The sequence below is a fragment of the Collinsella sp. TF12-2AT genome, assembly GCF_003436735.1.
Lineage (GTDB): Bacteria > Actinomycetota > Coriobacteriia > Coriobacteriales > Coriobacteriaceae > Collinsella.
Genome location: NZ_QSQK01000018.1, coordinates 1 through 20,199 on the forward strand (window position 1 = coordinate 1; position 20,199 = coordinate 20,199).

Here is a 20,199-nt window from a genome sequence, read left to right on the forward strand (position 1 = left end):
AGCACTTAATGTGCTTTCCGTCTTGCGCAGGACTGTAGAGCAGGAAAGTTCATATGCGCCGCCCGGCTCCCGCGGCTCTCAGGGGCATCTCTCATGCAAAAACTTTTGTCGGGTAAAGTCCGAGGTCAGTGGCGTTTTATACCGAGAAATTCAAAAAAAGTTGAAAATTCATTACATATTTGCGTTGACTTTAGGTAACTAAAGTTTCATACTCCTTTTCAACCACTGGGGGATGTGAACACGCACGGATCGTTCACATCATGATTGAAGAGGATTTCTTAGACATGTTCACGCATCAGCTAAACATTATCAGCGTAGTAATTATCTGATGCGGGTTAGCACATACAGCTAGCCCGTACGATAACGGGCGGCTGATGAAGATGAGGGCCGTCGAGCGCAACCGACGGCCCTCATTTTTTATGTCTAGGAAGTTCTTTTTAGAGGAGGAAATGTAATGAACGGAGTTTTGCTCATGGTTGTGGCCGCGGCGGTGCTCGCCTGCGGCTATCTGGGCTATGGCCGATGGCTGGCCAACAAGTGGGGCGTTGACAAAGAGGCCCTTACGCCGGCCAAGCGCATGAAGGACGGCAACAGCTTCTCGCCCGTCTCCGCCTTCACCGCGTTCTCGCACCAGTTCAGCTCGATCTGCGGTGCTGGCCCTGTTACGGGTACGATCGTCGCCATGGCCTTTGGCTGGCTTCCCGTCGTGCTCTGGGTCCTCGTCGGCGGCATCTTCTTTGGCGCCGTCCACGACTTTGGCGCCCTGTACGCCTCGATGAAGAACAACGGCAAGTCCCTGGCTCAGCTCATCGAGAAGTACATCGGCAAGACCGGCCGTCGCCTGTTCCTGCTGTTCTGCTGGCTGTTCTGCATCATCGTCATCGCCGCTTTCACCGACATGGTCTGCAAGACGTTCATGTTCACTCCGGCCGTTGACGCTTCTGGTGCTGCTACCGGTGCCGTCGACTTCACCAAGTCCTATGCCGCTGGCTGCGCTGGCACCATCTCCATCCTGTTCACCTTCGTCGCCATGGCCTTTGGTTGGGCCCAGAAGAAGTTCAACCTCACCGGCGCTGCCGAGTTCGTCACCGGCGTGGTGCTCATGGTCCTCATGTTTGCCGTCGGCATGCAGTTCCCGGTCTACCTGGACAAGTTCCAGTGGTTCGCTGTCGTCATGGTCTACCTGGTCTTCGCTGGCGCCATGCCCATCCAGATGCTCAAGACCCCTCGCGACTACCTCACTTCCATCATGATGATCGTCATGATCGTCTGCGCCGTCCTCGGTATCGTCGTCCTGGGCGCTAACGGCCAGGCCACCATCACCGCTCCGGTCTTCACCGGCTTTAGCAATGCCTCGGGCATGATGTTCCCGGTCCTGTTCGTCTCCGTTGCCTGCGGTGCTCTCTCCGGTTTCCACAGCCTCGTTTCTTCTGGTACCTCCTCCAAGCAGGTCGAGAAGGAGCAGGACGCCGTCAAGGTCGGTTACGGCGCCATGATCGTCGAGTCCTTCGTCGGCATCCTTGCCATCATCGTCGCCGGCATCATGTTCTCCGACATGAACACCGCCGGTACCGGCGCCCTTAACGCCGGCGTCGCTTCCACCCCGTTCCAGATCTTCGCCGCTGGCATCTCCCGCGGTATGCAGGCCTTCGGTGTTGACGGCACGCTCGCAACCGTCTTCATGACCATGAACGTTTCCGCTCTGGCCCTGACCTCGCTCGATGCCGTCGCCCGCATCGCTCGCACCTCGTTCTCCGAGTTCTTTGCCCAGACCAACGACGCCCTGGCCATCGAGTCCAAGGCCGGCTACATGAAGGTCCTCGGCAACCCCTGGTTCGCTACGGTCGTTACCCTGCTTCCTGGCCTCGCCCTCGCCTTTGGCGGCTATGCCAACATCTGGCCGCTCTTTGGTGCTTCTAACCAGCTGCTCGGCGGTATGACCATGATCACCCTCGCCGTGTTCTGCAAGTGCACCGGCCGCAAGGGTTGGATGCTCTACGTGCCCGTCGTCTTCCTGCTCTGCTGCACCTTCACCTCGCTGGTCCAGAGCGCCATGGGCTGCATGACCGCCGTCCAGGCCTACGGCTTCTTCGGCACCATCCCGGCTACCGCCACCACGGCTGCTGTCTCCGTCGCCGCCACCAAGGGCCTGCAGCTCGTCTTCGCCGTCCTGCTGATGGTCCTGGGCCTTATCGTTGCCGTCAACTGCCTCAAGGAGTTCTTCGGCAAGGAGGCCGGTTCCATGCCCGACGAGGAGCCCGAGTGGTCCGAGATGGGCAAGGCCGAGTATGGCCGCACTGCTGCTGCCGAGGCTCCCGCCGACGCCGAGGCCGCCAAGGCCTAATCGGCCTGACGAGTTGAGCGTCACATCTATATGACTCGGAAAGACCGGGTCCGCAACGACGCGGACTCGGTCTTTTTTCATGCAAAAGCGGGCGACGCCCGGGTGTTCTCGCAGATGTTTTGCGTGGATAAGGGCGTGCGTTGTACCATATAGACGTATATGTGTACATATGAAAGGGGCCCCGTGGCCAAGACGGTATATTCCGATAACCAAAATAATGTCGATGCCCTGGCTGAGCGTCTGAGCAGCCAGACGTCGCTTTCTGCTGAGCGCGCCAAGCTGGTTGCCTACGACCTGCTCTGCCGCAAGGCACTCAAAATCAAGTCGAGCGCGCTGGCGCAGATTTTCCGCTCCGTCGATAAGGAATGCGACACCAAGGCGATGCGCGACGAACTCATCGCGGCAAAGATCGTTACCAAGATTGAGGGCAGCGGCATTAACGGCCGCCCTGCCTTTTACACCATTAATGCCGAGATTAACGATGCCCAGGAGCAGCTCGTCGAGGTTGCCGAAGAGGCCGTCGAGGACGTTGTGGAGGCGCCCGCTTCGGTGGAAACAGCTCCGCGCGAGCATGTCGATACCGACGAGCTGCTTGACGAGAGCGTCGTTCGCGCCTTTACGGCCAAGGCTGGCCGCGGCGGTTTTGGCGGGGGCGGCAAGCGCGATGCTCAGCGCCGTGCCCAGCAGGAGCGCTTCCGTCGCGCCGTGGCTCAAAAGGATGAGCTCGATACCGAGGCTGTTGAGACCGAGGTTGCTGCCGAGTCGCAGAAGCCCGCGAAGGAGCAAAAGCCCATGGAGGCCCAAGAGCCCAAGCGTCGTCGCGGTGCTCACTTTAAGGCTGCGCAGCAGGATGTCGCGCATGAGGCTGAAGAGCCTTCCGAGGTTGCAGACGATGTTGAGAAGTCTGCCAAGAGGGCTCCGGGTTCGTGTCGTCCCGGCCGCGGTTTTGCGGGGCGCGTGTATCCCGTAAATCGTCAGGAGAAGGGCGAGCAGGCTTCGACCGCTCAGACCGAGAAGGCCGAACAAACCGAGAAAACCGTTGAGCCGGCGGCTCGCGAGCAGCAGCCTTCCGAGCCGCAGTCTGCGGCTGGCACCGAGGTCAAAGCTCAACAGTCCGCCGATAAGCAGGCAGGGGAGAGCGCTTCGAGCAAGCCCCGCCGTCGTCGTCACCGCGGCGGTCGTGGCTCAAATGCCGAGACTGTGGCCGAGAATGCAGCGACGCAAAGCAAGGATGCGAAGGCTGAGGCCCCGGTGGAGCAGCCCAAGCGCCAGCCGGCGAAGGGGGACAAGCCCGAACGTTCGCAAAAGAGCTCGTCCGCGCCAAAGCAAGAGCGCAAAGCTCAGGCAGATTCCAAGCGCAAATCCCAGGCACAGCCCAAACCGACTGCAAACGATGCGGCCGCCCAGCAGCCTGAGCCGCCCGCTCATGGCGAGGTTTCGGCGTTTGCTCTGGCCCGTGTCCTGGGCAGGCAGCTGCTCAAGGTCGTTCCTACGCCAATGGCGCTCTCCAAGATTAAGGAGCAGCAGACTCAAATTGTTAAGGTCGAGGGCAAGGACGGCAAAAAGGCTCCGCAGCGCACTCAGCACAACGAGATGTCCAACCGCAAGATTGCCGAGGAGATTGCGATTATCCAGGCTTGGATTGAGCAGAATCGCGGTGCCGACACGCCGGTCGCTTCGCGTCGCCAGCGCGCCTACCAGATTTTTAACGATGAGAAGGCCTTTGACGGCAAGCACGGCGAGCGCCTGATTCGGCGTATGACCGAAAAAGGTATCAGCATGCAGGCGATTAAGGTCGCCCCCAACCGCCCTGTGCACTTTACGGGTTTCTTTACGCTGGGCGCCGACAAGCCGTTCATTATGGTCGAGAACCTAGACACCTATGACGAAATCGTCAAGCTCCTGCGCGGCCGCAAGCACGCCAAGCTTTTTGGCACCAAGGTGGGCGGCGTGATCTTTGGCGGTGGCTGCAAGGCGAGCGTTTCGCACGCACTGGATGATTATCTGGCCGAGATCGGCTATCGCTTTAACTATGTCTACTACGTGGGCGACATCGACCGAGAGGGTGCGCGCATTGTTGAGCAGACCCGTAACGCCAATGTGGTAGAGATTCGCCTGCATGCCGGTATGTATCGCGCCATGCTTGCCGAGCACAAGCGTCGCGTGAAGGCCGGCGGAGAGTGCGAGCCCGCAGCTGCCAACCAGGGTGTGCCGCAGAACCTGGCGGCGACGATCAAAGATCTGCCCATGGTTACGCGTGTGCAGTTCCGCAACGTGCTGCGCGAGGGCGGACGCATTCCACAGGAGATTCTGATGACCGCTGACTATCGGGATGGCGACTCGGGAAGCTTCGACCGCATGCTCAACAATTAGGGACGCGGGACCCCGACGGGCGGGGACACCGAATTAGGTTTCCTGCTCTACAGTCCTGCTCACGACGGAGGCCACATTAAGTGGCCTCCTGTTCGTGCGGAACTCGCGATAAACCTAATTCGGTGTCCCCGCTCTCCCGGGGCCTGTCGTGGCTTGGCCGTTGCATGCGGCTCGCTTTTCGGAACGGGGCTGACGGACACGTTCCGAAATCTACCACCGTCGCTGTACAGGGTGTCTATAAAGAGCCGTGGCCAATAAACGGCAAATATGAGTACTGATACTCTTTTAGTAGCAGTAATTTTGACCAAATTTAAGGTGATTTGACGTGTCGATCGAGCAGATAAGCTGCCGTATCTCCTCAAGTGTTCATTAAAGGGGTGGCGCGCGCAGACGTGGTGTAAGAGCGTCCTGAGGTCCGTCGCTGCAAGTCCCGATATTACTCCTTCTTGAGACCGCGCCTCTCGACTATCTCGTCCACTATCTCCCTGGCGCGCCGCCCGAGCGCGCGGCGCCTCCCCTCTGTCGGGGCCGGCCTGTCCGCGGGCTCGGCGAAGCCCTCGGCGGCCGAGGCCTCGGAGAACACGCGCTGCTGGGACCACTGTCCCTCGGTCTCCATGAGGCTCGCGCACGTCAGGCGCAGCATCGACTCCCTCGAGGGGAAGGACTGCACGACCCTGTAGCGGCGCTTGATCTCGCGGTTGGCGCGCTCCTGGACGTTGTTGGTGCGGAGCTTGGCCCAGTGCGCCCTGGGGAAGGCCGTGAACGCCAGCGCGGAGTCCTCGGCCTGCTCGAAGACCTCGCCGGCCCTGGCGGACACCGACGCCACCCAGGGCGCCGCCTCGGCCCACACGCAGCGCGCGAGGTCGGGGTCGTCCTGGTAGACCGCGGCATGCACGAGGTCCCTGACGGCCGCCTTGGAGTCCTCGGGCCTGCCCGAGCAGGCGCTCTGGAGGTTGCGCTGCAGGTGCGTCACGCAGCGCTGCCAGGCGCAGCCCTGGAACAGGCGCGAGACGGCGGCCACGAGCCCGGCGTGGCTGTCGGAGACCACGAGGCGAACGCCGGCCAGCCCGCGCTCGCGCAGCCCGCCGAGGAATGCCGCCCAGGAGTCCTCGCTCTCGGTGTCGACCACGTCGCAGCCCAGGAAGTGCTTGCGCCCGTCGGCGCCCAGCCCGATCGCGGTCACGACGCCCTGCGAGACGACCGACGAGCCGACCCTGCAGCTCATGTAGGTGGCGTCGAGCCACAGGTAGCAGCACGGCGTGCCCGACAGGTCGCGGCGGCGGAACTCCGCCACCTCGGCGTCGAGGTCGGAGCAGAGGCTCGAGACCTCCGAGCTCGACAGCGAGGATATGCCCAGCTTGGACGCCACGCGCTCGACCTTGCGGGTGGACACGCCGCATACGTACATCTCCTGCACGATGGCGGCCACCGAGGTGTCGACGCGCGACCATCGCGCGAGCATGCCCTCGGGGTAGTAGGTGCCGTGCCTGAGCTTGGGTATCTCGAGCTCCACGTCGCCCACGGCGGTCTTGAGCGACCTGGGGCGGTAGCCGTTGCGACTGTTCTCCCTGCCGTCACTGCGCTCATTGCGGCTCGCGCCGCACATCTGCTGGGCCTCGGAGTCCATCAGCGCGTTCATCACGCTGCCCAGCACCCTGCACGCGAACTCGCGCGCGTCGCCGCACTCCTGCCAAAGCCTCGCCGCCTCGAGGGCCTCGTCGCGGCCGAGGCGCAGTACACTCTCTTCTTGGGGCATCGCCTTTCCTTCCATTCGTCACCTTCATTACTCCAACGACGAATTCTAGGCGGTGTCCCCTCCCTTTCAAGAAAGGGCGGAGGCGGGGCATGCCCCGCCTCTTACACCACATCTCTGTGCGCTACCATTAAAGGAAGACCTTGATGCGAATAAATCTCATTAAGATCTTCTTTTATTAACGAAAATAATGTAGCTACAACGGTAACAGTACTCATATTTGCCGTTTTTTGGCCACAGTCCTTCGGAGGGTCCTCGAAAATAGTCCCGAGCCGGCACTTGGGGACGTTCCTATAATGCCGGCACTTAGGAGCGTCCCCAAGTGCCGACACCGCGTCTGCCTGCGGCGGCCGCGCCCCGCTGCGTCGCTCCGCACCCTTGCGGGTTCGAATCCCTCCGCTTGGCGGCGTTGGCTCGATTTGCTTGACGTGAGGGGCTCTTGGCTGGTGTGGGACGGAGGGATTCCGCGTCCGCCTGGTCGGCGGCCGCGCCCCGCTGCGTCGCTTCGCTCCTTGCGTGCTGCGCTGGAAAACGCTTCGCGTTTCCTCAGCTCCGCACCCTTGCGGGTTCGAATTCCTCCGCTTGCCCACAAGAAAGCGCCCTGGGCCGTTATGGGCTTAGGGCGCTCAGTTTTAATGGCTGGGACGGAGGGATTCGAACCCCCAACAGCCGGCACCAAAAACCGGAGTTCTACCGTTGAACTACGTCCCAATGTGTGGTGTTGCCCAAAAGCAACTCGTCTAGTTTACCTAATCTGCGAGGGCATCGCAAACGCCGTCGAGTAGGCGTACGGCGAGCGTCTGCGCGTCGCTGGCCGTGAAGGTGCCGTTGTAGCGCGTCATGCCCGTGAGCTCAATGCGAATGCGAGCCGGCTTCTGCTGCGCGGCGACATTGGCGGTGCGGATGCGCTGGGCCAGGTTGTGGCACTCGGCGAGGGCAATCGTGGCGCGTGGCGCGGCGTCGGCGGGCAGCTCGTCGCTTGCGATCTCGAGCACCAGGTCAACGTCGGTTGGGACCTCGGAGTCGCAGAGCATCATGCCGCTGTTGTCGGTCGTTGCCGTGGCGATGTTCCACATGCGCGAAGCAACGCTGCGTGCGATGGGGTCCTCACCGATAACGGCGATCTGGAAGCGCTCGAGCACGTTGGCGGCGCGAGCAAAACCGATGCGGGACTCGGCTTCGGTGACCGAGGGCTTGCCCTCCCACACATGATGCAGGCGGTTGATGTAGGCGTAGGTGTCCTGGAAGGCCATGCCGTCGGCAAACAGGCCGACATTTTCCTGGAACTGCTGCAGGGCGGCCTCGGTATGCGGACCAAAGTAGCCGTCGTCTTCGCCACAGGCAAAGCCCAAAACGTTGAGAGCGCGCTGCAGGGCCTGCACATCGGCGCCATGGAAATTGGGCATGCGCAGATACAGGGTGCGGTCGCCCAGCTTATACGAGGCGTCGACCAGGGCGCTCCAACAGGGGATATCGACGGCATGACCGGCAGCAAGGCCACTGTCGAGCCTGAAGGTGCTGACGGCCTGCTCGGTGGTGGTGCCAAAGCGCTTGTCGGCGACCTCGTCGGCATCGATGGTGTAACCGAGCTGCAGAAGGCGGGACTGAACATCCTCGACGGCTGCTCCCTGCATGCCCGTGGTAATAGGTTCCATGAACGAACCCCTTTCGGCGTACGATTCGTACTATTTTGAGCGCGTGTCGGATAGACAACGCGAGACAATGCATAAACATGCACTCAACAGTGTAGCAACTTGTACCCAAACTCGCTGCCCACAGGTTTTATGACCCCCGCTAGTTAAGACGCTCCACAAAGAAATCTGCCATTGAGAGGAAGAGCTCGCGCGCATGCGGGTCGAGCTCGACGCCTTCGATAGCGGCCTTGGCCTTAGCGGTCAGGTCGAGCGCATAGGTGTGGGCGTAATCGATGGAGCCGGTCTCCTGGAAGATCTCCACGGCGCGTGCGAGCTGCGCAGGGTCCTCGGTGCCCGAGGAAAGGATTGCCTCGATCTCGTCGTGATAGCGCTCGTCTGACAGGGCATGCACGGCAACGAGGGTGCGCTTGCCCTCGGTGATATCGGTGCGGAAGTCCTTGTTGGCGGCCTCCTTGGTGCCGATCAAGTTGAGCAGGTCGTCTTGAATCTGGAAGGCAAGGCCCGTGTGCAGCCCAAAGGCGCGCAGTGCCTCAATCTGCTCTTCGCTGCCGCCGCCGATAATGGCTCCGGCGGCAAGCGGCGTCGCTCCGCTGTAGTACGCGGTCTTGTGCGTCGCCATGTCCAGATAATCGTCGACCGAAATGTCAAAGCGCCCGTCGCGGACCCAGCCCAGGTCGAGCGCCTGGCCCTCGATGGTACGGACGATCATCTCGGTAAGCTCGTGGAGCACGCGAAGCTTCACGTCTGCGTTGAGTGTGGGGTCGTCGAGAACCGTCTTGGTGACCATGGTGAGCGCCAGGTCACCGCAGTTGATGGCAAGACCGGTGCCCTCGGTAAGGTGCATGCAGGGCTTGCCGCGACGAATCTGCCCGTTGTCGGCGATGTCGTCGTGGATGAGTGCGCCCGACTGAAAGTGCTCGATGGCCGCCGCTGCGCTGCGGGCGCTCTCAAAGCTGCCGCCTACCGCAGTGGCGGCGAGCATGCAGATGAGCGGGCGGTGGCGCTTGCCAGCGTTTGCCGTAAATGCCGAGAGCGGGGTATACAGGTAGCGCTCGATATCGGCGGAAGTCGCCTGTCCGTCAAAGAACGTGGCCAGATAGTCGTTAATCTGGTCAAAGTGCTGGGCTAAAAAGCTGGTAAACGGACTGGACACGGGTTCTCGCATTCTTTGATAGGTTGCATCGTTGCATTATGCAGACAACATATTGCCACATTAGGGCGTCGAGCGCGGCGGTTGAAGACGATTGGTCCATGCGGCCGCAAGTGCGGTAGGGGCTTGGCTAGATAAGCCCAAAGTGTTCGAGCGCGGTGACGACGCCGTCGTGGTCGATGCTGTCGGTGACATAGTCGGCCTTTTCCTTGAGGAAGTCCGGTGCGTTGCCCATGGCGATGCCAACGTCGACGGCGTTCATCAGCGAGACGTCATTGCTGGCGTCGCCGATGCCGTATACGGTTCCGTGGTGGGGATCGAGGGCGTCGAGTACGGACTGGATACCCTCGCGCTTGGTGCATTCGCGAGGCGAAATCTCGGTCACTTCGAGCTCGAGCTCGTTAAAGCAGAGCAGCGGCTCAAACGCTTGATCCTGAGCGATGCGGTTGGCAAGCGACGTGGACATTAAGATCTTGTAGGCGCTGTAATGTTGCAGCTGCGTAATTGCATCGCCCACGGTGCGGGCGTATCCGGGGGCGTCGGGCGCATCGGCACTCATGCGAACGACGCCATTGAGTCCCTCAAAACGAATCACTTCGTCCGATTGCTCAAGAATGGGAGCAAGGCGCTGCAGCATGCCGGGCGTCATCGCCAAATCGCGAATCACGTGTCCCTCAAGTTCGACATAGCCACCCGCGAGGCAGACGATGCCGGTCCAGGGCAGCTCGAGCAGCTTTGGATGGATGCAGCTCAGCGTGCGCCCTGTGCAGATAAACGCCATATTGCCCTTGGCGACAAAATCACGGATGGCTTGCGAGACCGCTTCATTGGGATAGGGGGAGAGGTCTCGCTCGCTCTCGGGAAGCTCTTGTGCCACTCGAGGGTCTTGCCAGGCGAGTGTTCCGTCGATATCGAAGAAGCAGATATCGCCGCGCTTATGGGCTGCGCTGGCGGAAGGGGAGGCCGAGGTGGTGGGCACAAATCCCGGCTCGAGGCCCATGATCTGGTCAAAATGCTCTTTAACGCGGGGAACGGAGATGCCAATAATCACCTGGGCGGTCTTGCCCGTAATGATGAGGCCCTTGGCGCCCACCGCGACAAACGACGCATTATCTGCAACGATGGAAGGGTCTGCGACCTCGACGCGCAGGCGCGTGGCGCAGTTGGTTGCGCCCACGATATTGCCAACGCCACCTAAAAGCTGAATTACCCGCTCAGCGAGGACGTGATCTTGATCGGATTGAATACTGACCTCGCCATTGGGAGATTGCTCTTTGGCAAAGCCGCTTCCCGTTAAACGATCGATTGCCGCGCGATTGGAGACATGATCCTCGCGGCCCGGCGTCTTAAGGTCATAGACCAAGATGAGTGCTCGAAAACTAACAAAAAAGATGAGGCTAAAGGCAAGACCGATACCGAGCGCCAAAAGGTAGGAGCCGGCATGCATTCGCATGAGCGGGATGAAGTTGAAGGCCGTCATTTCCATGAGACCGCCCGAGAAGATGCCGACGATGCCAAAGAAGTTCATGGTCATGGCAAGGCAGGAGGACAGGACGGCGTAGAGCAAAAAGAGTCCGGGATAGGTGAACATAAAGAGAAACTCGAGCGGCTCGGTGACGCCGCAGACCACCGAGGCGACGATGGCGGGCAAAAGGATGACCTTAAGGCCGGCGCGGCGTTCGGGTTTGGCGGTGAAATAGAATGCTGCCGCGATGGCGGGAAGGCCAAAGAGCTTGCCCCAGCCGGTGGCGGTAAAACCTGCCCAGGGCGCAAGTTCATTTAAAGGGCGCGTGCTATGGGAGAGAATGGGGAGCAGGTTGGTCCACGTGGCGTAAATACCGTCGTGAATGACCAGATTGTCGTAATAGATGGGCATATAGAGCAGATGGTGCAGCCCCATGGGCTCGAGCGCTCGCTCCAAAAACACAAAGATGCCCACGCCGAAGGGGCCGACGCCCGCAAGTGCGTGGCGCAGCGTTTCGGTTACAGCGTATGCGAAAGGCACGATGGCGGCCGAGATGGCGGCAAGGGCAAACACGGCAAAAAAGCTGATGAGGTAGACCAGCGAGGAACCCGAGAAGGTGCCGAGCCAATCGGGAACCTTGGCATCGTAGAAGCGGTCATGGATCGCGACGACGGTTGCCGACACCGCCAGCGGGCCGATAATGCCGGTGTCGAGCGTCTTGATGCCGTCGATGACGGTGATGCCGCTAGCGGAGGTCAAAAACGACGGGTACTTAAGCCCAAGGTTGTCTCCGCTCAGCTTAATGATCTCGCTCAAAAAGAAACAGTAGGCAAAATAGGCTACGAGCGCCTCGAGGCAGCAGCGTGCCGGTTGCTTTTGGGCAAGGCCGATAGGCAGCGCTACGGCAAAAAGGAGTGGAAGGCGCTTAAAGACCGTCCACGAGCCGCGCTGAATGATAGTCCAGAAAACGTACCAGGGGGTTCCGTATACGGCGAGGTCGCCGACGATATCCACGGTCGTTGCGAGGGCGGAGATGCCGACCATGAGGCCTGATATAGAAAACAGCATGGCGGGCGCGAACATGGCTCCGCCAAAACGTTGGATTTTCTGCAGCATAATATGCCTTTCGGATGCAACATGCTGTGCGAGCGAGAACGTTTAAACAATGAACTCATTGTAGAGGACTGGCTGCTTGCCGCATTGACGGTTTTGATTCGGTCCGATTTGGGTTTCGGGGGAACCGTCGACGGTAAATAATCCGTGCTTTACCGATAATCGGTTTAAACAACTTTAAGAAATGCTATCGTGCCTAGCCATACATATTCATTAGAGGTGAAATCATGCCAAAAGCGATTTACGAAGGAATCTACCGCGAGATCCGTTCGCGCATCATCAACGGGACCTATGCGTTTCAGGAGATGCTGCCAACCGAAGCCGAGCTGACCGCGGAGTTTGGCTGCACGCGCAATACCGTTCGACGCGCCTTGAGCATGCTGGCCGACCAGATGTTTGTGCAGCCTATACACGGTAAGGGCGTGCGCGTTATTTGGCTTAAGGGCGAAACCGACATGCTGGGCGCACTCGAAGAGGTTGAGTCGTTTGGCGAGTTCGCAAAACGCAACAATGCCGTCGCATCGACCGAGGTCAAGTCTTTTGAACATTTGATTTGCACTGAGCAACTCTCACGTCGCCTGGGCTTTAAGGTGGGCGAGGAGCTGATTCGCGTAGTGCGTGTCCGAAGCCTCAACGGCAGCGCGCGCCAAGTGGACCATGGCTACTTTTTGGCGTCGATCGCCAAGGGCCTGACCCCCGAGATCGCGGCGGATTCTATCTACGGCTATCTGGAGCACAAGCGCGGCGTCAAAGTGATGGCGAGCCGTCGTACGGTGAGTGTCGAGCTCGCCAACGATGAAGACTGCAGCTATCTGGACCTCGGCAAGTACAACTGCGTCGCCGTTATGGAGAGCCAGTCGTACACCTCGGACGGCATCTTGTTCGAGGTCACGCATGCCCGCACACACCCCGAGATCTTCCACTACCGCGTCAACTCCAAGCGATAGCCGGCTAGCTCGCAGCCTGACGAGACTCATGCCCTCAAAGAGAAAACGCCCGGTCAAACCGACGATGCATCGGCTTGACCGGGCGTTTTCTCTGCATTCGATAACGAATAATTGTTTATACAAAACTTGTCAAGTATCAAGTTGAAATTACCGTTCACCGAAGTTTTTCTACCGCTCTAGTAATACTTGTTCAAACAACTAGCCAAATAGCGTATTGTGCAAATCAGCAAAAGGGGCAAAGTCCCCGAGCCAATCTCCGAAGGCGGCGGCAAAGGGTGCCGCCACGGTGTGAAAGGGTGGATTGTAATGAAGAACGAAATGAGCAGAAGGCAGTTCCTGGGCTTTGCTGGTTCCGCGGCTGCGGTTCTTGGTCTGGGTCTCGTGGGCTGCGGTGGTTCTGCCGGCTCCGGCTCCTCTGCTTCTGGTGACGCTGCCGAGGTCTACTTCCTCCAGTTCAAGCCCGAGGTCGACAAGGAGTGGAAGGAGATCGCCAAGGCGTACAAGAAGGAGAAGGGCGTCGAGGTCAAGATCGTGACCGCCGCCTCCAACACCTACGAGGAGAAGCTCAAGTCCGAGATGTCCAAGAGCTCCGCTCCGACGCTGTTCCAGGTCAACGGCCCCACCGGCCTTAAGAACTGGAAGGACTACTGCGCCGATCTTTCCGACACCAAGCTCCGCGGCGAGCTCATCGACGACTCCCTGGCGCTGCAGTCCGACGGCAAGGATCTGGGTATCGACTGGGTTCAGGAGAGCTACGGCATCATCTACAACAAGGAGCTCCTCGAGAAGGCCGGCTACAAGGCCGAGGACATCAACTCCTTCGACAAGCTGAAGGCTTGCGCCGATGACATCCAGGCCCGCAAGGACGAGCTCGGCGTTGACGGTGCCTTCACTTCCGCCGGCATGGATGACTCCTCCAGCTGGCGCTACACCACGCACCTCGCCAACCTCCCGCTCTACTACGAGTTCGAGAAGGAGCACAATCAGGAGGACGACGAGATCAAGGGCGAGTATCTCGACAACTTTAAGCAGATCTTCGACCTGTATATCACCGACTCCACCTGCGATCCTTCGCAGCTCGCCTCCAAGACCGGTGACGACGCCACCAACGAGTTCGCAACCGGCAAGGCCGTCTTCTACCAGAACGGCTCTTGGGCCTACGCCGACCTCACCAAGGCCGGTATGACCGACGACCAGCTCGGCATGCTGCCGATCTACATCGGCGTCGACGGCGAGGAGAACCAGGGCCTGTGCTCCGGCGGCGAGAACTACTGGTGCGTCAGCTCCCAGGCTTCCGAGGATGCCCAGAAGGCCACCGAGGACTTCATGTATTGGTGCGTCACTTCTGACACCGCCACCAGCATCATCGCTGACAAGATGGGTCTGACCGCCCCGTTCAAGAGCGCTAAGGAGACCACCAACGTCTTCTCGCAGCAGGCCGTTGCTATGGCCAAGGACGGCAAGAAGACCGTCGCTTGGGACTTCGTTTACATCCCCTCCGAGGAGTGGAAGAAGAACCTCAAGCAGGCTCTCATCGCTTATGCTGCCGACAACACCAAGTGGGACGGCGTCAAGAACGCCTTCGTCGATGGCTGGAAGACCGAGAAGGCTGCTTCCGAGTAAGCAGTTGCTGCCCAAGCTATCTGATTAGCGACAGGGGGCGGGCAGACGTAGGTTTGCCCGCCCCCTGCATATTGAAAGGACCCTTCTATGGGCAAAGCACTCAAGCGCTGGTGGCCGCTCTTTATGCTGCCCACGTGCCTGGCGTTTATGATCGGGTTCGTGATTCCCTTTATCCAGGGTTTCTATCTCTCGTTCTGCCAGTTTATTACCATCAATAACGCGCACTTTGTCGGTATCGAGAACTACGTGCGCGCGCTGTCCGATCCGCAGTTCTCCACGTCGTTCTTCTTTACGGTGGCGTTTGCCTTCCTGTCGACGGTGCTCATCAACGTGATCGCGCTGGCCATCGCGCAGGCGCTCACCCGCAAAGCGCTCAAGGGCACCAACATCTTCCGTACGATCTTCTTTATGCCTAACCTGATCGGCGGCATCGTGCTGGGCTACATTTGGCAGATTCTGATCAACTGCCTGCTCTCCAACGTGGGCGCCCAGCTCATCGCCCTTAACTCTGCTGCTGGCTTCTGGGGCCTTATCATCCTGACCCTGTGGCAGCAGGTCGGCTACATGATGATCATCTACATCGCCGGTCTGCAGTCCATCCCGTCTGACTACATCGAGGCCGCCAAGGTCGATGGCGCTACGGCATGGCAGACGTTTTGGAAGGTTAAGATCCCCAACCTGATGCCGACCATCACCATCTGCCTGTTCCTGTCCATCACCAACGGCTTTAAGCTGTTCGACCAGAACCTCGCCCTTACCGGTGGCGCCCCGGCGCACTCCACCGAGATGCTCGCCCTGAACATCTACAACACGTTCTATTCGCGTGCTGGCATCGCATGGCAGGGCATCGGTCAGGCCAAGGCAGTTATCTTCTGCATCCTGGTTGTCGCTATTTCTATGATCCAGCTTAAGGCCACGAGGTCCAAGGAGGTGCAGCAGTAATGAAACGCGATAAGGCTATCAACCGCGCGCTCTCGATCTTCTTTACGATTCTGTCGCTCGCATGGATCTACCCCGTGTTCATGATTGCGCTCAATTCCTTTAAGAAAGCGACCGCAATCAGCACCACCACGGCGTTCGATCTGCTCACGCCCGAGACGTTCAACGGCCTCGCAAACTACGTGCACGCTCTGAACGAGCAGGGCTTTGCCTCGGCGTTTATGTACTCGCTCATCATCACGGTCACGTCGGTCGTGCTGATTCTGGTGTGCTGCTCCATGTGCGCTTGGTACGTGGTGCGCGTCAACAGCAAGATCTCGAACTTCTTCTATTACCTGTTCGTCTTCTCGATGGTCGTACCGTTCCAGATGCTCATGTTCACGCTGTCCAACCTCGCGGACCGCATCGGCTTTAACACGCCGTTTAACATCTGCTTCATCTACCTTGGTTTTGGCGCGGGCCTCGCGGTCTTTATGTTCGCCGGCTTCGTCAAGAACATCCCGCTCGAGATTGAGGAAGCGGCCATGATCGACGGCTGCAACCCGGTCCAGGTGTTCTTTAAGATCGTCCTTCCCATTATGAAGCCCACCTATCTTTCGGTCGGCATCCTTGAGACCATGTGGGTCTGGAACGACTATCTGCTGCCCTACCTTACGCTCGACTCCACCAAGTACAAGACCATTCCTATCTTGATCCAGTACTTCCGTGGCGGCTATGGCCACGTCGAGCTCGGCCCCATGATGGCATGCATCATGATGGTCGTCATCCCCATCGTCATCATGTACATCTTCTGCCAGAAGTACATCATTGACGGCGTTGTGGCAGGTGCCGTCAAGGGCTGATGCCGTAACTGTTTTGCAAGTTTTGGCGGCGCCTCTCAGCGCGGCGCCGCGTATCGAAAGGTAAAGACATGGCCGAGATCGTTCTCAAACATGTTCAGAAGGTGTATCCCAACAACGAGTCAAAAAAGAAGGGCTTCTTTGGCAAAAAGAAGAAGACCGAGGAGAAGAAGCACAACCTCAAGGTTACCGAGGACGGTGTGCTCGCTGTAGAGGACTTCAACCTCACCGTTCACGACCAGGAGTTCATCGTCCTCGTTGGCCCTTCTGGCTGCGGTAAGTCCACGACGATGCGCATGGTCGCCGGCCTGGAGGATATCACCTCGGGCGACGTGCTCATCGACGGCAAGCGCGTCAACGACGTCGCTCCCAAGGACCGCGACATCGCCATGGTGTTCCAGAGCTATGCTCTGTACCCCAATATGACGGTGTACGAGAACATGGCGTTTACGCTCGAGCTCAAGAAGGTCCCCAAGGACGAGATCGACCGCAAGGTTCGCTCCGCTGCCGAGATCCTGGGTATTACCGAGTATCTTGACCGTAAGCCCAAGGCACTCTCCGGCGGCCAGCGTCAGCGTGTCGCCATCGGCCGCGCCATCGTACGTGACCCCAAGGTCTTTCTGATGGACGAGCCCCTGTCCAACCTGGATGCTAAGCTTCGTAACCAGATGCGCGCCGAGCTCATTAAGCTGCGTCATGAGATCAAGGGCACGTTCATTTATGTTACTCACGACCAGACCGAGGCTATGACCCTCGGTGACCGTATCGTGGTCATGAAGGATGGCGTCGTCCAGCAGATCGCCACCCCGCAGGAGGTCTTCAACCATCCCGCGAACATCTTCGTCGCCGGCTTTATCGGCGTGCCGCAGATGAACTTCTTCGATGCCCAGCTGGTGCGCTCGGGCAACGGCTTTACCGTCAAGACCGAGGATATGAACGTGGCGCTCGCCCCCGAGACCTGCGCTCAGCTTGCCCTCAACTGGGACGGCGGCGACGTGAAGGAGATTACGGCCGGCGTGCGTCCCGAGCAGATTCTGCTTGCCGACAAGGGCGAGGAGGGTGCGCTCCAGGGTACCGTCGAGGTGACCGAGCTCATGGGTTCGACCGAGCATGTCCACGTGACCGCTCCCGATGGCCAGTTCGTCCTGATCATTCCCGTTGTCGACCTTGAGGCCAAGGGTGCGCTCAAGGCGGGCGACCCCATCTGGTTCAAGTTCGAGAAGAACGCGACCCACCTCTTCGATAAGGTATCTGGCAAGAACCTTATCTAGGCCCGGTGCAACCAGGCCCTCCCTTTGGGCGACTGCGGCTTTGCCATCCTTTTGCCGCGGTCACATATAAGGCTCCCCTCCCGTCCACTGGGCGAGAGGGGAGCCTTTCTTTGTGTTGGGACTGTCTGACCGGTCGTTTGTCTCGATCTGTAACGGATAGGGCCGATTTCGGACGTTAGATGTTACAGATCGAGACGGTTCCGCTGAGCTAACCATTTCATCTAAATCTGTAACACCAAAGGCGAATTTCACCTGCTAGATGTTACAGATTGAGATAAACCCAAGGGGAGGAGCCGGTATGTCTCAATCTGTAACAGCTGGGACCGTTTTGGTTGAGTAGTTGTTATGGATCGAGATTGTTTGGCCGAGTCGGATCACAGGGTAACGTGCGGGCACAAAAAACGGAGCCGCGTTGCCGTGGCTCCGTTTTCAAGAGGATGGGCGATGAAACCGAATTAGCTCAGGTGCCAGATCTCGTCGTTGTACTGGGAGATCGTACGGTCGGACGAGAAGGTGCCGGCGTTGGCGATATTGATGAGCGCCTTGCGCATCCAGGCGTCCTGGTCCTCGTAGTCGGCCAGCACGCGCTCCTTGGTCTGGATGTACTCCTCAATGTCGAGCAGGGCCATAAACCAGTCCTTGCCCTTAATGTCGTCGTGCAGGCGCTGCAGGCGCTCGGCGTTGCCGGTTGCCATAAAGGCCGGGTTGGTGATGAAGTCCACCAGCAGTTTAATGCCGGGCTTGCGGTAGAGCACACCGGCGTCATAGGTGCCGTTGGCATAGAGCTGCTCGACCTGTTTGGACGAGGCACCAAAGGTATAGATGTTCTCGTCGCCCACGAGCTCGGCAATCTCCACGTTGGCACCGTCGAGCGTGCACAGGGTTAGGGCGCCGTTGAGCATGAACTTCATGTTGGAGGTGCCGCTCGCTTCCTTGGAGGCCAGGCTGATCTGCTCGGAGATATCAGCGGCGGGGATCACGCGCTCGGCGGCGGTGACGTTGTAGTTCTCGATCATGACAACCTGCAGGTAGGGAGCCACGTCGGGGTCGTTTGCAATCCACTGCGACAGCGTCAAGATCAGATGGATGATGTCCTGCGCGATAGTGTAGGCAGGCGCCGCCTTGCCGCCAAAGATGATGGTGACGGGGTGCTTAGGTCTGTTGCCGTTCTTGATATCGAGGTACTTCCAGATGATGTAGAGCGCGAGCATCTGCTGGCGCTTGTACTCGTGGATGCGCTTGACCTGGACGTCGATGATGGCGTTGGAGGGAATGGTCACGCCCTGCTCGAGCGCCATGAACTGGCGCATGATGGCCTTGGCCTCGACCTTGGTGGCGGCCAGGCGCTCAAGAACGTCCTTGTCGTCGGCGAACTTGGCGAGTTTGCTCAGATCGCCGGTGCTGCGCCAGTCGGTGCCGATTACATCGTCGAGCAGGCTGGCGAGCGCGGGGTTGGCCCCATGAATCCAGCGGCGGAAGGTGATGCCGTTGGTCTTGTTGGAGAACTTCTCGGGACAGATCTCGTAGAACGGATGAAGCTCGGTGTCCTCCAGGATCTTGGTGTGGAGGGCGGCTACGCCGTTGATGGAGAAGCCAAAGTGGATGTCCATGTGGGCCATGTGGACGGTGTCGTGCTCGTCGATGATGGCGACGCGCGGGTCATCGTGCTCGGCCTTCGCGATCTCATCGAGCTTGACGATAATGTCGGCGATGACAGGGGAGACCTTCTGCAGGCTGGCGAGCGGCCACTTCTCGAGCGCCTCGGCAAGAATCGTGTGGTTAGTGTAGGCGACCATGGAGCGTACGATGGTCACGGCCTCGTCAAACTCGATGCCATGCTCGGTGGTGAGCAAGCGAATGAGCTCGGGGATGACCATGGTGGGGTGCGTGTCGTTAATTTGGACCACGGCGTAGTCGGCCAGATCGTGCAGGTTGCTGCCGCGCTCGACGGCCTCGTCGATCAGGAGCTGGGCGGCGTTGCTCACCATGAAGTACTCCTGATAGATGCGAAGTAGGCGGCCCTGCTCGTCGGAATCGTCGGGGTAGAGGAACAAGGTGAGGTTCTTGGCGATCTCGGTCTTGTCGAAGTCGATGGAGCTGCCGGGGACCAGGCCGTCGTCGACGCTCGCCAGGTCGAACAGGCGCAGGCGGTTTTTGGTGGGCTGGCCGTAACCGGGCACATCGATGTTGACGAGCTTGGAGGTAACGGCAAAATCGCCGAACTCGACGGTGTAGGAGCGGCCATCGTCGACTAGGATGTCCTGCTCACCGAGCCACTCGTCGGGGACGGCCTTCTGCTGGTTGTCGACAAAGCGCTGACGGAACAGACCGTAGTGATAGTTGAGGCCCACGCCATCGCCGGTCAAGCCCAGCGTGGCGATGGAATCCAGGAAGCATGCGGCCAAGCGGCCCAGGCCGCCGTTGCCGAGTGACGGCTCGACCTCGAATTCCTCGATCTTGTTGAGGTCGTGGCCTGCGGCGGTGAGCTGGTCCTTAACCTCGTCGTAGATGCCGAGGTCGATCATGTTGTTGATGAGCAGCTTACCGATCAAAAATTCGGCGGAAATGTAATAGAGCTTTTTCTTGCCGTTGTTGAGCGGGCAGGTGGCGGAGCGCTCCTGCACGAGTTTGACCAGCAGCTTGTAAATGCGACGGTCGTCGAGCTGCTCGAGTGAGGTGCCAAAAGACTGCTCGGCGAGTTCCATGAGGTTAATTTGGGGCATGTTT

Annotated in this window: 13 protein-coding genes and 1 tRNA gene; 8 read left to right on the top strand and 6 right to left on the bottom strand. The window is 59.4% G+C overall.

Annotated elements, in window-relative coordinates:
• The 3 genes from DXD24_RS10290 to DXD24_RS09615 form a co-directional block, all read left to right on the top strand.
• On the top strand, positions 1–202 hold a 202-nt coding region (locus DXD24_RS10290; protein ID WP_233502388.1), incomplete at its 5' end, for a hypothetical protein.
• 252 nt (positions 203–454) lie between these two features.
• A complete protein-coding gene (locus tag DXD24_RS09610) occupies positions 455–2,344 on the top strand; it encodes a carbon starvation protein A (RefSeq protein ID WP_117646608.1) in 1,890 nt (629 codons plus the stop codon).
• A gap of 183 nt (positions 2,345–2,527) precedes the next feature.
• Positions 2,528–4,717, top strand: a complete 2,190-nt coding sequence (locus DXD24_RS09615; protein ID WP_117646609.1) for a hypothetical protein — start codon at positions 2,528–2,530, stop codon at positions 4,715–4,717.
• A gap of 436 nt (positions 4,718–5,153) precedes the next feature.
• On the opposite strand, the gene DXD24_RS09620 is transcribed toward DXD24_RS09615, so the two are convergent.
• The 5 genes from DXD24_RS09620 to DXD24_RS09640 form a co-directional block, all read right to left on the bottom strand.
• Positions 5,154–6,473: an IS256 family transposase gene (locus tag DXD24_RS09620; RefSeq protein ID WP_233502389.1), complete on the bottom strand. Its 1,320-nt coding sequence runs from the start codon at positions 6,471–6,473 to the stop codon at positions 5,154–5,156.
• Positions 6,474–7,106: 633 nt separating this feature from the next.
• Positions 7,107–7,181: transfer RNA gene (locus DXD24_RS09625), tRNA-Gln, on the bottom strand.
• Positions 7,182–7,219: 38 nt separating this feature from the next.
• On the bottom strand, positions 7,220–8,125 hold the full coding sequence (locus DXD24_RS09630) for a peptidoglycan-binding protein (protein WP_197032236.1): 906 nt from the start codon (positions 8,123–8,125) through the stop codon (positions 7,220–7,222).
• A gap of 139 nt (positions 8,126–8,264) precedes the next feature.
• Positions 8,265–9,278 (bottom strand): polyprenyl synthetase family protein, encoded by a 1,014-nt coding sequence (locus tag DXD24_RS09635; RefSeq protein ID WP_089573618.1) that lies wholly within the window; start codon positions 9,276–9,278, stop codon positions 8,265–8,267.
• Between the two features lie 127 nt (positions 9,279–9,405).
• Positions 9,406–11,856 carry a PTS transporter subunit EIIC gene (locus DXD24_RS09640; RefSeq protein ID WP_117646610.1) on the bottom strand — a complete coding sequence of 817 codons (2,451 nt, stop codon included), beginning with the start codon at positions 11,854–11,856 and terminating at the stop codon, positions 9,406–9,408.
• 224 nt (positions 11,857–12,080) lie between these two features.
• On the opposite strand from DXD24_RS09640, the gene DXD24_RS09645 reads away from it, so the two are divergent.
• From DXD24_RS09645 to DXD24_RS09665, 5 genes are all read left to right on the top strand, one after another.
• The gene (locus tag DXD24_RS09645) at positions 12,081–12,800 is read left to right on the top strand and encodes a GntR family transcriptional regulator (RefSeq protein WP_055252172.1); all 720 of its coding nucleotides are present in this window, start codon (positions 12,081–12,083) and stop codon (positions 12,798–12,800) included.
• Between the two features lie 306 nt (positions 12,801–13,106).
• Positions 13,107–14,423 (top strand): ABC transporter substrate-binding protein, encoded by a 1,317-nt coding sequence (locus DXD24_RS09650; RefSeq protein ID WP_055252173.1) that lies wholly within the window; start codon positions 13,107–13,109, stop codon positions 14,421–14,423.
• Positions 14,424–14,510: 87 nt separating this feature from the next.
• Positions 14,511–15,365, top strand: a complete 855-nt coding sequence (locus DXD24_RS09655) for a carbohydrate ABC transporter permease (RefSeq protein WP_055252174.1) — start codon at positions 14,511–14,513, stop codon at positions 15,363–15,365.
• A complete protein-coding gene (locus tag DXD24_RS09660; protein ID WP_117584245.1) occupies positions 15,365–16,204 on the top strand; it encodes a carbohydrate ABC transporter permease in 840 nt (279 codons plus the stop codon). The genes DXD24_RS09655 and DXD24_RS09660 overlap by 1 nt, the downstream gene beginning before the upstream one ends.
• A 68-nt stretch (positions 16,205–16,272) precedes the next feature.
• On the top strand, positions 16,273–17,472 hold the full coding sequence (locus tag DXD24_RS09665; RefSeq protein WP_117640835.1) for an ABC transporter ATP-binding protein: 1,200 nt from the start codon (positions 16,273–16,275) through the stop codon (positions 17,470–17,472).
• A gap of 455 nt (positions 17,473–17,927) precedes the next feature.
• On the opposite strand, the gene glgP is transcribed toward DXD24_RS09665, so the two are convergent.
• On the bottom strand, positions 17,928–20,195 hold the full coding sequence (glgP, locus tag DXD24_RS09670) for a glycogen/starch/alpha-glucan family phosphorylase (RefSeq protein ID WP_233502390.1): 2,268 nt from the start codon (positions 20,193–20,195) through the stop codon (positions 17,928–17,930).
• Positions 20,196–20,199 lie beyond the last annotated feature (4 nt).

Coding starts and splice junctions, on each gene's coding strand:
- DXD24_RS09610 (WP_117646608.1), top strand. CDS start 455: ATGAACGGAGTTTTGCTCATGGTTGTGGCCGCGGCGGTGCTCGCCTGC.
- DXD24_RS09620 (WP_233502389.1), bottom strand. CDS start 6,473: ATGCCCCAAGAAGAGAGTGTACTGCGCCTCGGCCGCGACGAGGCCCTC.
- DXD24_RS09630 (WP_197032236.1), bottom strand. CDS start 8,125: ATGGAACCTATTACCACGGGCATGCAGGGAGCAGCCGTCGAGGATGTT.
- DXD24_RS09640 (WP_117646610.1), bottom strand. CDS start 11,856: ATGCTGCAGAAAATCCAACGTTTTGGCGGAGCCATGTTCGCGCCCGCC.
- DXD24_RS09645 (WP_055252172.1), top strand. CDS start 12,081: ATGCCAAAAGCGATTTACGAAGGAATCTACCGCGAGATCCGTTCGCGC.
- DXD24_RS09650 (WP_055252173.1), top strand. CDS start 13,107: ATGAAGAACGAAATGAGCAGAAGGCAGTTCCTGGGCTTTGCTGGTTCC.
- DXD24_RS09655 (WP_055252174.1), top strand. CDS start 14,511: ATGGGCAAAGCACTCAAGCGCTGGTGGCCGCTCTTTATGCTGCCCACG.
- DXD24_RS09660 (WP_117584245.1), top strand. CDS start 15,365: ATGAAACGCGATAAGGCTATCAACCGCGCGCTCTCGATCTTCTTTACG.
- DXD24_RS09665 (WP_117640835.1), top strand. CDS start 16,273: ATGGCCGAGATCGTTCTCAAACATGTTCAGAAGGTGTATCCCAACAAC.
- glgP (WP_233502390.1), bottom strand. CDS start 20,195: ATGCCCCAAATTAACCTCATGGAACTCGCCGAGCAGTCTTTTGGCACC.